This window comes from Streptomyces sp. TLI_105 (assembly GCF_900105415.1).
GTDB lineage: Bacteria > Actinomycetota > Actinomycetes > Streptomycetales > Streptomycetaceae > Streptomyces.
On record NZ_FNSM01000001.1, the window covers coordinates 290379 to 305368 of the forward strand.

Genomic DNA, 14990 nt, shown 5'->3' on the forward strand with positions numbered 1-14990 from the left:
CTAGAGGCGGCCACTGACAATCGCGGTCGGCGACGGTCGAAGGTCCACGGTGCTGCTGTGCTTCCCTCCCCGCTCAGCGAAGACCGCGCTTCTCTCGTTCGGCTTCGATCAGTTTCTCCATGAGTTCCTCCGGGGCCACCCTGTACTCGGTGTCGTCCAGGGCGTCGTACTCCTGGGTGCTGAGCGGTAGGCCGAGCTCGGCGAGGTCGGCGGCCAGTCGTGTGAACGCGATTCGCTCGTCGGGATCGTCCTGGCGGCTTGCCTGCTCGGCTGCGGCCCCCTCGGTCAGGGTGCGGCCGAGCAGGGTCCAGAAGGTGAACTCGGTGTCCAGCTCCATGAGGCGCCAGGCGCCGTCCGCGGGTTCGTCGGGGTGCAGCCAGTAGCCGATCCACCCCTTTCCGCCCTTGGCCACGAGCTTGACGTACTCGGCCATCTCCGCGGCTCCGGCGTTGACGGCCTGCATCTCCGGGTCCGCGAGTTCCTTTTCGCTCAGATAGCTGGTGTCCAGGAGCGGGTGGACCTCTCCCGCCTCGAAGAAGACGAGGTCGAGGAGGCGGGTGAAGTCGGTGCGGCCCTCCCACTGCGCCACCAGCAGCACGCGCAGATCGTCGGGTACTGGACGGCCGCCCAGTCGCTCGCGGGAGAACTCGGCGAGCCGTTCGTCGTACATACGCACTCTCCAGAGGCCGAAGCCAGGGGTCGATGCAAAGAGGTCGAAGCCAGATCCTCGCTCGACGTGACAGCGGCGTCTGGCAAAGGGACGGGTACGCGGGCGACTCCCCACCACCCCTGCGATCCGGACTCAGAGCAGGCCCTGGCCCTCCTGGTCGACCGCCGTGCGGATCACCGCCGCCACGTCAGCGGCGGTGGTGGCGGCGGGGCCGCCGGTCAGGAGGCTGTGGGTGAAGGCGAAGGACAGGCCGCGGCGGTGGTCGGCGAAGGCGATGCTGCCGCCGCTGCCGTTGTGGCCGAAGGCCGGCTCGCCGCCCATCGCCGGCAGATCGAGGAAGTAGCCCATGCCCTTGGCGATCGGCGCGCCGAGGATGCGGTCCGGCTCCGACGTCTGGAGCTCGTACAGGCGGGGCAGCGCCTCCGCCGGGAGCAGTCGGACGCCGTCCACCTCGCCGAGCAGGGCCGCGTACATCCGGGCCGCCGCTCGGGCGGACACGGTCGCGGCGGCGGGGAGGTCCGCGCGCAGGTAGTCGGGGCGGTTGGCGTTGTCGGCGGCGGGCCACACACCGCGGTTGGGCAGGGCCAGGAAGAAGGGCGCCTCGGCCGGGATCGTCGCGAGGCCCTTCTCCCAGGAGCCCGCCACCAGCGGAACCACACGGTCCGCGTGCTCCTCGGGGACGCCGTAGAGGAGCGAGTCGGCGATCCCGAGCGGCTCGGCGACGTGGGTCCGCAGGGCCTCCGCGGCGGAAAGGCCGGTGACGCGGCGCACGAGCTCGCCGAGGATCCAGCCGAAGGTCCAGCCGTGGTAGCCGGTGGCGGTCCCGGGCTCCCACAGCGGCTCCTGGCCGGCGACGAGCGTGGCCATGCCGTCGAAGTCGCACAGCTCCTCGATGGTGATGGCCGGCGGCAGCTGCGGCACGCCCGTGCGGTGCGCCAGCGCGTCGCGGACGGTGGCGCGGTCCTTGCCGTGGGCGCCGAACTCGGGCCAGTAGACGGCGATCGGGGTGTCGTAGTCGAGCAGGCCGCGCTCCGCGAGGACGTGGACGAGGGTCGCCGTCACCCCCTTGCCCGTGGAGAAGCCGTGGAAGAGGGAGTCGGAGTCGACGCCGTCGCCCGCGTGGGCGTCGACGATCAGCTCGCCGTGCAGGTACGCGGCGACCTGCGCGCCCGTCTCCCGGCCGGAGTCGACCAGCGACCGGAGGATGTTCTCGACCTGTGCCTGTATGTCCGCCATCGGGGTTCCCCTTTACCCGTAAGCTGTCCTGAACACTGCTCAAGTTGAACAGCGCTCAAGCTAACCTGAGCACTGTTCAAGCGTCAAGCGCTCAGGGAAGCAGAGAGGCGGACACATGCCGGTACGACGGGCCGACGTGATCGACGCGGCCATGGAACTGCTCGACGAGAGCGGCCTCGACCAGCTCTCGACCCGCCGGATCGCCGATCGGCTCGGCGTCCGCGTCGGCGCCATCTACTGGCACGTGAAGGACAAGGACGAGCTCCTCGCCGAACTCGCGGACAGGGTCGTCGGCTCCTGCCTGGGCAGGGTCCCCGTCCCGGACGGAAGAGCGGAGCCGCCCGCAGACCCGGTCTCACGGCTGACGGCCGCCGCCCACGCCGTACGGGACACGATGCTCGCCCACCCGGACGGCGCCGCCCTCGTCGCCGGCCACGCCGTGCCGGGGCCGAACTCCCTCGTCCTCGCCGACCGCCTGTGCGGCATCGCCCGCGAGGCCGGCCTGCCCCTCCCGCTCGCCGCCATCGCCGGGGACACCCTGCTCAGCTACGTCACCGGCTTCGTCCTCCAGGAACAGCGCCGCGGGGACCCGCTCCACCACCACGTGGACACCCCCGTCCCCGCCCCCGACTTCGACCCGCACCGGCTCCCCCACCTGGCGGCGGCCCTGGCCGAAGGCCTCCCCGACGACGACACCGCCTTCGCCGCCGGAATCGACCTCCTCGTCACCGCCGTCACGAGCCGGGCCCGGCCCCGCCGACCCCGGTGACGACGGCAGCAGCCCCCGAGGGGCATGACCCGCAGGGTCGTCGGCACGGCTGCTCCGCGCACCACTGCCGCCCCACCGGTCGATACGGAGGACAGGTCCGGCTAGGGCGTCCCGAGTATCGGAGCGAGGGCCGCCAGGAGACGGGTTCCGAGGTCCCGTCCGGTGGCCTCGGTGCCCGGGTGGGCGTCGTCGAAGCCCGTCCGGTCGACCTCGCGGACGGCGTTCTCGAACATGCCGAGGTGCAGCGGCTCGTTCGGGCGGCCCGGCCACTCGTCCGCCTCGCGCAGCACCGACTCCAGGAGGGCGAGCGGCAGGGCGCAGCTCTCGGCGAGGAGGACCGCGTCGTACAGGTCCTTGGCCTGGGGGTACATGTCGCAGCTCAGCCACATGAGCTTCCAGGCCAGGGAAGATTCCCGGTCCGCGGCCATCAGGTGCGCGCCGGCGACCCGGGTCGGGCGGGGCGGGGTGGGGAGGCGTTCCTGGAAGACGAAGTCGAGCTGGACCTGGCCGCCGGGCAGTCCGGGGGCCGTCCAGGGCAGGACCAGTCGGTGACCGGGCACCCGCTCGTACGTCCAGATGTACTCGGAGACGGCGCCCGCCGCCGAGACCGACAGGTCCGTACCCCTCTCCTCGGCAAGGCGCTCCGCCGCCTCGGCGATGCCGTCGAGCATGGTGCGGGTACGCGGCTCCTCGATGTGCCAGGTCTCGGGGACGACCACGAAGTCGATGTCCTTGGGGGCGCGGGCGGCCTCTCCGAACCAGGCGGACATCAGCATGCTGCCCCGCAGCACGAGGGAGTCGGCCCACGGCGAGGCGGCGACGGCCGCGAGAACGAGCTCCAGGGCCGCACGCCGGGCCGTCTGCCAGCGGGCTCGCAGCTCCGGGTCCTCCACGACGCCGTCACCGGGCCGGTAGGCCTCGTCGAAGTGCTTGAGAGCCGGGTCGAAGACCCGGTGCCGGACGGCCGCGTCACCGATGCCGGCGGTCAGGGTGTGCGGGAGCTCGGCCTTGCGGCGTACGTAGGCGGCGCGGGGTTCCGTGCCGGTGCCCGGTCCGTCCGGGATCTGCGGCATCCACGGCTTGTCGTTCATACGGCCTCCTCCAGCCAGCCCTCGTCCAGTGACAGGTCGCTGTCGGAGAGGACGAACTCCCTTTCCTGTGCGACCAGTTCGTGCCCGGCGGCGAACAGCGCGGCGGCGAGCGCGTCGCAGGCGCGTCCTGCCGCGTCCGCGGGCCCCGGGTGCCGCTGGGTCACGAAACGTTCGTGCCGTCCTCCGGGGCCCGGCAGGACCCGGCGGGCGTTCCACGAGACGTGGGCGCCGTGCGGCACGACGAGGGCCTCCAGTGCGGCCCGGTCGTACGCGGCGGGCAGCGCCAGCTTGAGGTGGTGCTCGTAGTAGCCCCCACCGGGGCCCACGGGCTCTGCGCTCCACGGCACCGTCTCGACCTTGACCCGCACCGGCTCGAAACCGGCCTCCCGCAGCCCGGCCACGACCGCCGGGTGACCGGTCCGGTCGGGCAGCGTCAGCATCGGCTGGACCGGCGTGCGGCCCCGGGCGAGGACGATGGTGGTGACCTCCAGCCCCCGCTCCGCCGCCCAGGCACCGAGTCGGGCCCGCTCCCCCTCGGTCCGGCACCGGACCGTCACATGCGTCTCGTAGACGGCGTCGACCTCGTACACCTCGAACTCTTCGTACACCGCAGCGAGTCTGGCAGACAGGAGGGCGGGGGCTCATCCGGGTTTCGGACCGGGCGCCCGTAGGCTCACAGCCGACGACGACAGGAGATCGGCATGTGGAAGCGGGCCCTCGACCGGGCCGGGGTCAGGGAGCCACGGCTGCGGCGGGACTACACGGAGCAGCGGCGGGCGGCGCGGAAGTACAGGACGGCCGAGTACGCGGCCGCGCGGCTGCTGCTCCCCACCGCGCTGCTGCCGCACGTCGTGGCCGCCGTCGCGTTCATGCACGACACCGACGACCGGATCGACCGCGGGACCCCGGACGAACGGGCGGCCGCGCTCGCGGAGTGGGACGGGCTCGTACGGAAGGCCTTCGCCGAAGGCGACTCCGGGCTGCCCGTGCTGCGTTGCCTGGTGCGCACCTCCGAGAACCACCCGGACATGCGCGCCCACGTGGAGGAGTTCCTGCGGGGCTGCGAACGCGAGGTAGCGTGGCGGACCATCGCGGACGACGAGGAGTTGGAACGGTACGTACGGGAGTACTCCCTGCCCGCCCTGATGCTCACGGCCTGTCTGTTCGCCCCCGGCGACAGGGCGGCGCGGGCGGCGTTCACGGACGGCTGCCACCGGCTCATCCGCGCCATGCAGCGCATCGACTTCCTGGAGGACCTGCCCGAGGACGTGCGCGCGGGGCGGGCGGGTGTCCCCTCCGACGCGGTGGCACGCCACGGGGCGGACCTCACCCGGCCCGACGCGGCGCTGGGTCGGCTGGTCGAGGAGCAGGCGGACCGGGCCGCCGCCGACTTGGCCGCCGTCTCCCTCGTGGGCGTGGTGGCTCCTTCGTACCGGCCCTTCGTGCGGGCCCTCGTCGGGGTCCAGCGCCTCCGTCTCGACGCGGTGCGCCGCGCGGGCGCGTCCCTGGCGACGCGGACCTCCGGCCCGCCGGCGCCTGCGGCCGCCGTACTGCTGCTGCGGGAGACGGCGGCACGGGCCCGGCGGTCCCCAGGGGCCGGTTCCTGGGGGGTGCCCGGAAAGTAGCGCCGTCCGCCCCGCTCGTTCCGCGAGGGGTTCAGTCGGCGGCCTCGATCGCGAAGGCGTCCAGCATCCCGTTCCTGCCCGCCTCGGTGAGATGGACGACGCGCGGCGAGACGCCGTACCGCAGCCAGTCCAGGCCGAAGAGCCTGGAGGCGAGTGCTGCGCCCAGCGCACCGGCGAGGTGATGGCTCCGCTCGCTCCAGTCGACGCAGTAGCGCACCACAGGGCGTCGCCCTCGGAGCAGTACGCCCACGTCGATGCCGAACCCGGTGAAGCGCTCGGCGCCTTGAGGGGTGAGGTGGTACGCAGTCTGCCTGCCGTAGGAAGCGGGCCGGTCGGGGTGCCGGTCGGATGCGAGGTCGTTCTCCTCCCGCCGCAGCAGCCCCTGGTCGAGGAGGCCTTCCATGAGCGCCACGCCCAGGGACCCCGCGAGGTGGTCGTAACAGGTGCGCGACCGCCGCAACGCGTTGTGCCGGCTGTGGGCGCGCAGTGTGGTCACCGGGGTGGGGTCGGGCGGCGCGATGACCGCCAGCGCCTCCAGGGCGGTGACGACGTCGGGCCCGGCCAGGCGGAAGTACCGGTGACGTCCCGAGTGTTCGGCCCGTACGAACCCCGCCTCGGCCAACTGCGCCAGGTGCACGCTCGCCGTCGGCACGCTCACCCCGGCTTCGGCCGCCAGGACCGTGACGGTCAGCGGTCGGCCGTCGCACAGCGCCTTGAGCATCCGGGCCCGGGAAGCGCCGGCCAGCAGGCGAGCGGCGCGCGCCAGCTCCGGTTCCGGTTCCCATTCCGTTCTGTCCGTGGCCCGGTCGCCTGCCCGGTCTGCGGCTTCGTCCATGGGCGCCATACAAGCACGGTTTGACGAACGGCTAAGTGTCGGGAGTCGAGGATCACCGGTATGAGTACGACAACCGGAACAGCAGCAGCGAACGAGACATCGGCCCCCACCACCGGGCGGCTGTCGTGGCCCCCGCTCGTCGCCCTCAGCCTGGGCTATTTCCTGGTGATGCTGGACGTCACCGTCGTCACCGTGGCCGTCCCCGTCATCCGTGACTCGGTCGGCGCCGGCGCCTCGGCGACGGCCTGGATCGTCGACGGCTACAGCGCCGTCTTCGGCGGTCTGCTGCTCGTGGGCGGTGGCTTCGGTGACCGGCTCGGGCACCGGAAGGTGTTCCTCACCGGCCTCGGTGTCTTCGCCCTCGCCTCGGCGGGCTGCGCCTTGGCCACCACCCCGGCGGCGCTCATCGCCGGGCGCCTCGCGCAGGGCGCCGGCGCCGCCCTGCTGGTGCCCACCTCCCTGGCCCTGCTGACCGCGGCCCACCCGACGGCGGCGGTGCGGGCCAAGGCGCTCGGCGTCTGGGCCGGCGTCTCCGGCATCGCGTTCGCGGCGGGCCCCCTCGTGGGCGGTCTGTTGGTCGCGGGCCTGAGCTGGCGCGCCGCCTTCTGGATCAACGTTCCCCTCGCGCTGCTGGCCGTCCGGCTGACCCGCGCGACCGTCCCCTCGCCGGCCGGCCGGGCGGGGGCACGCGGCCTGGACCCGCTCGGCCAGGCCCTGGGCATCGTCGGCGTCCTGGCGCCGGCCGGCATGCTCAACGAGGCCGGCACCCAGGGCTGGACCTCGCCGGTGGTACTGGGCACCGGTGCCCTCGGCGCGGTGGCGCTCGCCCTGTTCGTCCTGGTCGAGCGGCGGACGGAGGCACGCGGCCTCGCCGAGAAACCGCCGCTGCTGCCCCTGTCGCTCTTCCGGTCGCCCGGCTTCTCCCCCACCACCGCGGTGGGCGTCCTGCTCAACCTCGGTTACTACGGCATGCTCTACCTGTCCACGCTCTATGTGCAGAACGAGCGCGGCTACGGCGCGCTGGGCACCGGCCTCGCCCTGCTGCCGACGGTGTGCATGGCCCTCGTCGCAGCTCCGCTCTCCGGCCGTCTGACCGCCCGCTACGGCCCGTACGTAGCGATGACGGGGGCTCTGCTGCTCGGTGCGGCCGGGTTCACCGGCTGGCTGCTCGTCGGCCCCGACACCCCGTACTGGGCGCTGCTGCCCGCCCTCGTCGCGACCGGCCTCGCCACCCCCGGTACGGTTCTGGCGGCCACCGCCGCCATCGTGCAGGCCGCGCCCGCCGAGAACGCCGGTGTGGCGTCAGCGGTGTTCAACGTGGCCCGCCAGATCGGCAACTCGCTCGGCGTCGCTCTCTTCGCGTCCCTCATCACAGGCGGGGACCTGGTCTCGGGCCTGCACATCTCGGCTCTCGTCGCCTCGGCGGCCTTCTTCACCGCGGCGCTGCTCGCCCTGTCCTGCCGGCTCGGGACAAAGGCGCGCGCCGCGTCCTGATCTTCGCACCGGCCACGGCAACTTCGACGACGCTCCAGGGCTCCGGTGCGTTCGCGCGTGCGAGGAAGACAGGCTGACCATCTGGTCCGGCCGGTGGCGGTGGCGGTGAGACCGACGTTGTCCACCGGCGCCCGAGGACGCCCGTCGGGGTTCCCGTAGCGTTCGCCCCATGTCCGTCCTCGATGCCCTCGTCCGCCTCTGCCCGCCGCCCGCCGATCCACCGCCCGCGGTGGACTGGGGGCAGGCCGAACGTTCCCTGGGTACGGCTCTGCCCGCCGACTACAAGCAGCTCGTCGACACGTACGGCGACGGCATCTTCGACGACACGATCTGGCTGCTCGTCCCCGATTCCGCCTACGACGACTGCGACCTGCACGCACAGGCGACGGAACGAGCCGAGATCTTGACCGACCTGTGGGAGTTCGAGGCGAAGCCCGCCGAACTGCTGGAGGCGGGGGCGAGGGTCGTACCGTGGGCCTTCGAGGAGGGCACCGGGGCGTTCCTGTACTGGCTGACGCGGCCCGGTCAGCAGCCCGACGAATGGACCGTGCTCTACAACGAGGGGCGCGGACCGCTGTGGGAGCACCACGACATGGGGTGCTCGGCCTTCCTGTGGGCGGCGCTCACCGGAACGGCGGACACGGCGTACTTCGGCTCCCTCCACGAAGCACCGAAGCCGACGCGGCACCGCTTCGCGACGGCCGACCAGACCCTCGGAGTGTCCCGGAGCTGACACCGTCCGGGAATCGGCCCCCGCCGGAGCCTGTTTCGACCGCGGCAGGCCGAGGGGCGATGCCGACGTGGACGTTTCGTCGCCGGGTCCTCCGCTCTGCGCGCATCGGCGAGTACGCGTCCCGTGCCGCGGTGAACTCCGCCGGCTTCAGCCCGTACAGCTCCTCGGCGATCCGCTCCACATCCACACGCCCACTCCCCCACTCCCCCGCCGCCGGCGCACGGAGGGCAGCCGCAGTGCGACGGCTCGGCCGGATGTCGGCTCAGGCCACCCGCTCGACGCAGAGGGAACCGACGTGACGGCCGCTCAGTCGGCGTGGCGGCCCGGGCGTGGGCGTTCGAATCCGGATGCGCTGGGCTGCGGGGCAGTCGCATACTCACCGCATGGCTTCACTCTCCGACCGGTTCCGGGATCCACGTAGCACCGAGTACGACTTCATCAGCTCGATCATGGTGCGATGCCCCGGCTGCACGAAGGCCGCTCGTGTCATTCCCGCGCCCGAGGAAGGCTCTGCCCCCGGCGGCCGGGTGCTGTTCAGGCCACGACGTCTGGTCTGCCGTGGCTGCGGACTGTCACGGGTGTGGAGCGGCCGTCTTGTCGCGCTCTCCCCTGGCACGGCTCACCCCGCGACGGATCCGTACTTCGGCATGCCCCTGTGGCTCCAGGTGGAGACCCGGCACGGCCGGTTGTGGGCGTACAACCTCGAACATCTCGACCTGATCCGCCGTTTCGTCCAGGCGTCGCTGCGGGAACGAGCGCCCTGGTACGACACCGGACAGAAGATGACTCTGGTGGCCCGCCTTCCGGTATGGATCAAGCGAGCGAAGAACCGGGACGAGATCCTGCGTGCCGTCAGCCGGATCCACGCTTCGTCGGCTGCTGCCGCCTGAGCTGCTTATCGGCGTTCGAGCGGGGGCCGGTCTCCTTGATCCGCGCGGTCGGGTCGGAGTCGGGGTAGATAAATTGATCGGATGTTCGAGAGGGTGAGTGCTGAAGAGTCCGAGCACCAGGAGGCGCTCGCGTCGAAGGTGCGCAATGAGCTGGCCGCCGCCGGCCTTCCCGTGCTCACGCCCGGCCTGGATCGCCTTCTGGCCGGCGGTGCGGAGGTGGAAGTCGACCATGGGGCCGATGCGGCCGGCGGTGTGTACGTGGGCTGGTCGATCAGCCCACGCCTGCAGGAGTGCACGCGTCGCGCCTTCCGTCTTCGGCTGCTGGACGATCCCCTCCTGCGTCACTCCAGCGAGATCGCGACCGCGATGATGCAATCGATGGCCGCGATCCTCGCCTCTGCCGGGTTCACCGTCGAGGACGCGAATGACGAGTACCGACCTCACCAGCTACGGGTGGTCGACGGGCCCGCCCGCCCCGCACCCCTGTGGACATTGCGCGACGAGGAAGTGACCATGCCCGGCTGGCAGGCAGCCAGTACGGGCGAGGGCGACAGTGCCGACTGACTTGCGCAGCATGCGGGCCGCGCTCGGTGGGTCGGGGGGGGGTGATGCTGTGGTGGAGCCTGCGCCAGGCCGTACCGAGGACAACGGACCCCCGATCCGGACCCCTGACCCCTGACTCCTGAACTCCTGGTTGAGCGCGGCGTCGATGCGGATCATCGAGGTCGGAGTTCTCGCCGCGCCGTTGCCCCCGTGCGAGGCTCCCGTCAGGGAAAGCGGCTTCGCGGGCCGTCTCGGCCAGCGGGATCGGCTCGGCCATCGCGGGGTTGACCTTGGCGCCGGTCAGCTCCGGGGTGACGACGTGCACGTCGAGCCGCATCAGGGCGGAGAGGGCCTTCTCCAGGAACGGCGCGGCGAAGTCCGCGCCTTCAAGGTCGACGGGATCGACACGTTGTACATGGGGGCGCCCATCAGGACGAGGTCCGCGTTCTCCGGCTCGGTGGCGAGCTCGTTGCGCAGGGCCATGACCGCCTTCTGCGCGTCGTCGTGACGTGGCCAGAGCCGCGGAGCGGTTGGCACAGCCTCGGGCGTGGGCCCCTCCCGCAGGGTCCTTCGTTGTCGCTCGGCGCATGGTTCGTACCGGCGGAGTCGATCACCCGAATGCCGCATTCCCTTTTTCGGCGCAGATCGTTGGTCGGGGTGCGACAGGAACGACCCTGTTTAATTTCGAATTTGACGACTTTCTGGGACCCCATCCGGGCACCCGCCCTGGTGCGACACGGGGCGGGGCGACGTACGGAACGAGGAGAAGATGTACGAAGGAAGCATTCCGCTCGAGGACTTCCTCCACACCATGGACGCACTGCAGGCCGATTTCGAGCAGCGCCTCAAGGGGATCGAACGCACGATGCCCCTGAAGCACTCCGTAGAGCAGAAACGTTCCAGCTTGCCCACGGTGCGGGCGCACGAGGAAACGTATCCTCCCATCGGGCTCGAGGCGATCTGGACCGCTCCTCGCCGCTCCTCGGATCAGCGGATGCGCGATGACGGGGAGTCGTTCTCCTTCCACCGTCAAGACGCCTTCGTCGAGACGATCGAAGAAGAAACGTTCATTTCAAGCCGCTAGCGGATCCCGGCCGGAGAGGACGGCCGCCCTCTCCGGCCGGGGCGCAGGACCACGGTGTGCCGCACTGCGGGCTCCTCCTACCTGGTCTGGCCCGCGGAGAAATGCCCGCACAGGCGGGAAGGTGTGCGCGAGGTTCCACCCATGCCCTCCCGTCGACTTGCGCGGCCGGGTCGGGTAGACGTCGGCGCTGTTCACCGTGGCCTGAGCCCCTTGCTCAGAGGCTGAACCGGATCAGAGCTTCAGGGGCTTATAGGTGCCGTCTTGGAAGGTGAAGACGGTCGCCTCGGCGTCGAACTCCTCGCGGAAGTACCCGCCGTAGCCGACTTCCGCGACGTGGGGTGCGATCAGGTCCAGGATGGTGACGAGGTCACCCATCATGTCGTCGAGCCAGAGGTTGCGGCTGAACAGCCCCCAGGCGTGGCATTCACCGCCGGCCGTGAAGCCTCGGGACTGACGGCGGAGGGATGCGAAGTCGCCTCCGGGCAGGCGGCTGTCCGGGTCCGGATCGAGCAGTGGATACGCGTACTCCTCCTCGTCGAGCTCCGCCGGGCGCTCGGAGGCGAGACCAAGGTGCCATCGCAGGGCCGCGAGGACCGTCTCAGGCGTGTCTTCCTGGAGGAAGCAGGTGAAGACGACTTCGTAGTGGAGGCTCACGGGGCCGTATTCTCCCCGGCGCCACCGACAACGTTCAGTCCGGCTCGATCACGTTCCGGCTCGATCACGTTCGATCAAGCTCTCCGGGCGTCTGACGGTCTTACCCACGTCGTAGTGGACGGCGGGCCGCTTGTTCTTGGAGCCGAGGGGTCGACCCGGCCCCGGGCGCGAGGGGCCCGGCCCACGGGCCGGACATCGCAAGGTGGGGCAGAGGTTCCGGAACCACCGCCGGACGAGGGTCGGTGTGAGCCCACGAAGGGCAGCCTGGTCACCGACGGGGACGGCCGGCGCGCTGCGCGAGGACTCCGCGCCGATCCCGAGGTGCAGGCCGCCGGGAACTGCTCGGCGGCGGTGGCAGGGGACGCCCACCCCGGTGCGGGGACGACCATCGACCCCGCGATGGCCTTCGCCTGGGCTACGGTCAGCGCCATCGCGGACGAGCGGAGCCGCCCCTGACGGAGCCATGTGTTCCACCGCCGCGCCCCGGGCACCACACCGGATACGAAGGTGACGGGGGTGGAGCATGAGCCGGGAAGATCGCTGGATCGCGGTCAGTGGGGGCCTGTCCGTCGTGGTGTGGGGGGCGCTCGGCTGGATCCTGCTGGATCCGGACCTCCAGGGCGTCCGGGAAGGCATCGGCGGGTGGATGATCGCCATCGCCGTCGCGCCCCTCCTGATCATGGGCGTGGGCATGGCCGTCCTCGACGAGTCCGAGGACGGCGATCGCGTCTCCTCGGCCGAGGCCGACGATCACGACAGTGGCTGGCTGGGCGAGTACAAGTGCGGAGGGTGCGGGGGCTGAGTTTGCCGCATCACGATGCCCGTCTGGGCGCGTTCGACTGCGCGTCACACCTTCGGAAAGACTTCTACGCCTGCCTGTCCCGGCGCGCGATGGCACCCTGTTCGAGGTGTGCGACGCGATGCTCCGCCAGGACGGGCCGGTGACCTCGCCGGTCGATCCGACGTGGTTGGCCGAGCACCGCCGCGACCATGGTGCGTCGCACGACACGCTGAATTGCGGCCGCATCGACGTGGCCCGGCTGCGGCGGGCCCTGGCGGCGCTGCCGCAGCCCACTGCCACCGGCGGAAGCTCGTCCTCACGGTCGATGCGACCAACCGACTGGGATCCGGTGCTCCGTGCAGCCCGGACCGCCTGTTCTGCCAGGTCTGCCGACGCGGCGGACGCTCCAGCGACCAGTTCGCCCCGGGCCGGCCGTACTCGTTCGTCACCGCTCTGGAGGCGGGTCGCACCTCCTGGTGCGGGCTGCTTGACGCTGCCCGGATCGGCCCGGACACGGCGTCGCCGAGGTCACCGGCCGGTGGGCGTGGCTCGTGCGGTCAATCGCCAGGAGCGCTGATGGTCGACCCATTGCCAGGTCTCGTCGGCGGCGATCGCCTGCGTGATCCATGCGTGGAGTTGCGGAAGGGCCTGCGCTCGGAGAACAGCTCGGGTGGCAGCACGATCCGTGGCCTCGACCGGGTGGACATCTATACGGAAGCCGACCGTGTCCGGGTGGATGCTGCGGCCGTAGTCACGGCGGTTCGGAGCGACCCATGCCGCTCCCAGAACGATGGTTCCGCTGTCATGCCCCGTGAGGAACCGCAGGTCCGTGACGCGGCTCATGTGAGGCCCGAGGCATTCGTCGATGTCGGTGGTGGTCAGGGGCCACGCACGGTGCCGGGGCAGTCTTCGATTTCGTGCGGACATGACAGGCAGCATGGCAGAAGTGCAGCACTGCTTCGGTCTGGGTGCCGACGCCGACCGCCTCGTCGTCCCCATGGCGGGAGGACGGGTTCTGCCCCTTCCGCTCGGAGTCCACGAGGTTCTCCGGGGTGGCCGGGCCACCGTCGGGGCAGACCGTCAGGGTGCCGCCCTCGGCCAGGGCGTCCGCGTGCAGCTCGGCGAGGGGCCTGCTCTCTTCACGGGGCACGGATCCTCTCCTCGGGGCGAAGGCGTCCGCGGGGCGAGTACGAGACGGCGGGACGCGAGGCCTGTACCCGCCCTTCTGCCCCCGAGGGGTGAAGGCGCCCCTCTCCCGCACAGATGCCCGGCCCGCCCCGGAGAAGGGCCGGGCACCGTGCGGGAGCGGCGCCCGCGTGGGGTCCTGGCGCACACTGGAGGGGTGCTCTGGACCCCACCGCGTCTCGGCGAGCTGCGGGAGCGGGCCGGTGAGGCGCTGCTGCACCGGGTCGCGGGCCCCACCGCGCACGAGAAGCGGGCCCGCATCCACGGGACGCCGGGGCCGCGCTGGTTCGGTCCCGACCGTCCGGTGCGCCTCGTGCACACGGACGCGGCGATGTACGTCGGCGGGCTCGCCGCGCTGCTCCTCCAGTCGCTGCACCCCGTCGCGATGGCGGCGGTCGCCGCGCACTCCGGGTTCGAGAGCGACCCCTGGGGGCGGCTCCAGCGCACCAGCACCTTCCTGGCGACCACGACGTTCGGTACGGCGCAGGACGCGGAGCGCGCGGTGCTCCGGGTACGTCGGGTGCACGACTCGGTGCGGGGGCGGACCCCGGAGGGCGCGCCGTACCGGGCCTCCGATCCGCATCTGCTCGCCTGGGTGCACGCGGCCGAGACCGCCTGTTTCCTCAGGGCCCACCAGCGGTACGGAAGGCATCCGCTGGATCCCCGCGCGGCGGACGGCTACGTCGCCGACATGGCTCGGGTCGCGCGCCGGCTCGGGGTCGTGGACCCACCGGAGAGCACCGCGGAACTGGCGGCGCGGCTCGCGGAGTACCGCCCGGAGCTGCGCGCCACCGCGCAGTCGCGCGCCGCGGCGCGCTATCTGCTCTCCCGGCCTCCGCTGCCGTGGCCCGCGCGGCTGCCCTACGCGTTCCTGGCGGCCGCCGCGGTCGAGCTGCTGCCCCCGTGGGTCCGGGCCCGCCTCGACCTGCCGTACGCCACGCGCCTGCTGCTGCCGCTCGCCCGCCCCGGCGGACGCGCCGTCGTCGCGGCGATCCGCTGGATCATGCCCTCTGCGCCCCGGCGGACGCGTGCTCCCGGAGCCGGCTCCCGAGAGCACGAGCCGTCTTCGTCCGGTCCACAGGGGTGATCCGGGAGAACGCCCTGGCGGCCCCGGCCCGCATTCCCCACATGCGCTGCCTCGACTGATCCGGGGGAGCAGCCTTCGGCGCTGAGAGCGTGGGGAGGGCCGGGCATCGGCCGTCCCTCCCCAGGCCCCTTGCCGTCGTCCGCTCGCCGATCGTGTCCTCCGTGCGCCACGCGGCAGAACGGGCGGGCGCCCCTCGGCGACCTCATTCGGGGACGTCGTTCCGGGACGTCGTTCGACGACGTCATGAGGTGCCGGGCCAGGGCTTGTCGAACAGTTGGAGACGCCCTCGACCGTGCTCCCCGCCGCCACGCGC

18 protein-coding genes and 2 pseudogenes are annotated in these 14990 nt (G+C 71.9%); 11 read left to right on the forward strand and 9 right to left on the reverse strand.

The features are described from left to right. Nucleotides 1–73: 73 nt before the first annotated feature. Both BLW86_RS01450 and BLW86_RS01455 read right to left on the reverse strand, forming a co-directional pair. The gene (locus BLW86_RS01450; RefSeq protein ID WP_093872310.1) at nt 74–670 is read right to left on the reverse strand and encodes a hypothetical protein; all 597 of its coding nucleotides are present in this window, start codon (nt 668–670) and stop codon (nt 74–76) included. Between the two features lie 132 nt (nt 671–802). Next, entirely contained in the window at nt 803–1906 is a 1104-nt protein-coding gene (locus BLW86_RS01455) for a serine hydrolase domain-containing protein (RefSeq protein WP_093872311.1), read from the reverse strand. A gap of 115 nt (nt 1907–2021) precedes the next feature. Between BLW86_RS01455 and BLW86_RS01460 the strand changes: the two genes are divergently transcribed. Further along, on the forward strand, nt 2022–2675 hold the full coding sequence (locus tag BLW86_RS01460) for a TetR/AcrR family transcriptional regulator (protein WP_093872312.1): 654 nt from the start codon (nt 2022–2024) through the stop codon (nt 2673–2675). A 101-nt stretch (nt 2676–2776) separates the two neighbouring features. Here BLW86_RS01460 and BLW86_RS01465 read toward each other — a convergent pair whose 3' ends face one another. Both BLW86_RS01465 and BLW86_RS01470 read right to left on the reverse strand, forming a co-directional pair. Then, entirely contained in the window at nt 2777–3766 is a 990-nt protein-coding gene (locus BLW86_RS01465) for a nucleotidyl transferase AbiEii/AbiGii toxin family protein (protein WP_256341156.1), read from the reverse strand. Beyond that, on the reverse strand, nt 3763–4374 hold the full coding sequence (locus BLW86_RS01470; RefSeq protein ID WP_093872313.1) for a hypothetical protein: 612 nt from the start codon (nt 4372–4374) through the stop codon (nt 3763–3765). The genes BLW86_RS01465 and BLW86_RS01470 overlap by 4 nt, the downstream gene beginning before the upstream one ends. A gap of 93 nt (nt 4375–4467) precedes the next feature. Between BLW86_RS01470 and BLW86_RS01475 the strand changes: the two genes are divergently transcribed. Beyond that, complete coding sequence (locus BLW86_RS01475) at nt 4468–5391, forward strand: phytoene/squalene synthase family protein (RefSeq protein WP_093872314.1); 924 nt, start codon at nt 4468–4470, stop codon at nt 5389–5391. 31 nt (nt 5392–5422) lie between these two features. Here BLW86_RS01475 and BLW86_RS01480 read toward each other — a convergent pair whose 3' ends face one another. Beyond that, the gene (locus BLW86_RS01480) at nt 5423–6226 is read right to left on the reverse strand and encodes an ArsR/SmtB family transcription factor (RefSeq protein WP_093872315.1); all 804 of its coding nucleotides are present in this window, start codon (nt 6224–6226) and stop codon (nt 5423–5425) included. 60 nt (nt 6227–6286) lie between these two features. Between BLW86_RS01480 and BLW86_RS01485 the strand changes: the two genes are divergently transcribed. From BLW86_RS01485 to BLW86_RS01500, 4 genes are all read left to right on the forward strand, one after another. After that, nucleotides 6287–7720 (forward strand): MFS transporter, encoded by a 1434-nt coding sequence (locus BLW86_RS01485; protein WP_093872316.1) that lies wholly within the window; start codon nt 6287–6289, stop codon nt 7718–7720. A 169-nt stretch (nt 7721–7889) separates the two neighbouring features. Then, nucleotides 7890–8453 carry an SMI1/KNR4 family protein gene (locus tag BLW86_RS01490; RefSeq protein ID WP_256341157.1) on the forward strand — a complete coding sequence of 188 codons (564 nt, stop codon included), beginning with the start codon at nt 7890–7892 and terminating at the stop codon, nt 8451–8453. 383 nt (nt 8454–8836) lie between these two features. After that, nucleotides 8837–9343, forward strand: a complete 507-nt coding sequence (locus BLW86_RS01495) for a hypothetical protein (RefSeq protein ID WP_093872317.1) — start codon at nt 8837–8839, stop codon at nt 9341–9343. Nucleotides 9344–9424: 81 nt separating this feature from the next. Beyond that, the gene (locus BLW86_RS01500) at nt 9425–9907 is read left to right on the forward strand and encodes a hypothetical protein (protein WP_093872318.1); all 483 of its coding nucleotides are present in this window, start codon (nt 9425–9427) and stop codon (nt 9905–9907) included. Between the two features lie 315 nt (nt 9908–10222). On the opposite strand, the gene BLW86_RS01505 is transcribed toward BLW86_RS01500, so the two are convergent. Beyond that, nucleotides 10223–10513 (reverse strand): NAD(P)H-dependent oxidoreductase, encoded by a 291-nt coding sequence (locus BLW86_RS01505; protein WP_107466033.1) that lies wholly within the window; start codon nt 10511–10513, stop codon nt 10223–10225. Between the two features lie 142 nt (nt 10514–10655). On the opposite strand from BLW86_RS01505, the gene BLW86_RS01510 reads away from it, so the two are divergent. Beyond that, nucleotides 10656–10970 carry a hypothetical protein gene (locus BLW86_RS01510; protein WP_177181525.1) on the forward strand — a complete coding sequence of 105 codons (315 nt, stop codon included), beginning with the start codon at nt 10656–10658 and terminating at the stop codon, nt 10968–10970. 231 nt (nt 10971–11201) lie between these two features. Here BLW86_RS01510 and BLW86_RS01515 read toward each other — a convergent pair whose 3' ends face one another. Continuing rightward, nucleotides 11202–11624, reverse strand: a complete 423-nt coding sequence (locus BLW86_RS01515; protein ID WP_093872319.1) for a hypothetical protein — start codon at nt 11622–11624, stop codon at nt 11202–11204. A gap of 48 nt (nt 11625–11672) precedes the next feature. Next, nucleotides 11673–11873: pseudogene (locus BLW86_RS42830) on the reverse strand (transposase); the annotation flags it as partial. Between the two features lie 72 nt (nt 11874–11945). Between BLW86_RS42830 and BLW86_RS42835 the strand changes: the two are divergent. The 3 genes and pseudogenes from BLW86_RS42835 to BLW86_RS43895 form a co-directional block, all read left to right on the forward strand. Then, nucleotides 11946–12080, forward strand: a complete 135-nt coding sequence (locus tag BLW86_RS42835; RefSeq protein ID WP_256341749.1) for a hypothetical protein — start codon at nt 11946–11948, stop codon at nt 12078–12080. Between the two features lie 67 nt (nt 12081–12147). Next, nucleotides 12148–12426 carry a hypothetical protein gene (locus BLW86_RS01525; protein ID WP_093872320.1) on the forward strand — a complete coding sequence of 93 codons (279 nt, stop codon included), beginning with the start codon at nt 12148–12150 and terminating at the stop codon, nt 12424–12426. 2 nt (nt 12427–12428) lie between these two features. After that, nucleotides 12429–12918, forward strand: a pseudogene (locus BLW86_RS43895) (transposase); the annotation flags it as partial. A 15-nt stretch (nt 12919–12933) separates the two neighbouring features. On the opposite strand, the gene BLW86_RS01530 reads toward BLW86_RS43895, so the two are convergent. Further along, nucleotides 12934–13332 carry a hypothetical protein gene (locus tag BLW86_RS01530; RefSeq protein WP_093878429.1) on the reverse strand — a complete coding sequence of 133 codons (399 nt, stop codon included), beginning with the start codon at nt 13330–13332 and terminating at the stop codon, nt 12934–12936. Nucleotides 13333–13747: 415 nt separating this feature from the next. On the opposite strand from BLW86_RS01530, the gene BLW86_RS01535 reads away from it, so the two are divergent. Then, nucleotides 13748–14677: an oxygenase MpaB family protein gene (locus tag BLW86_RS01535; RefSeq protein ID WP_093872321.1), complete on the forward strand. Its 930-nt coding sequence runs from the start codon at nt 13748–13750 to the stop codon at nt 14675–14677. The last annotated feature ends 313 nt before the right edge of the window (nt 14678–14990 follow it).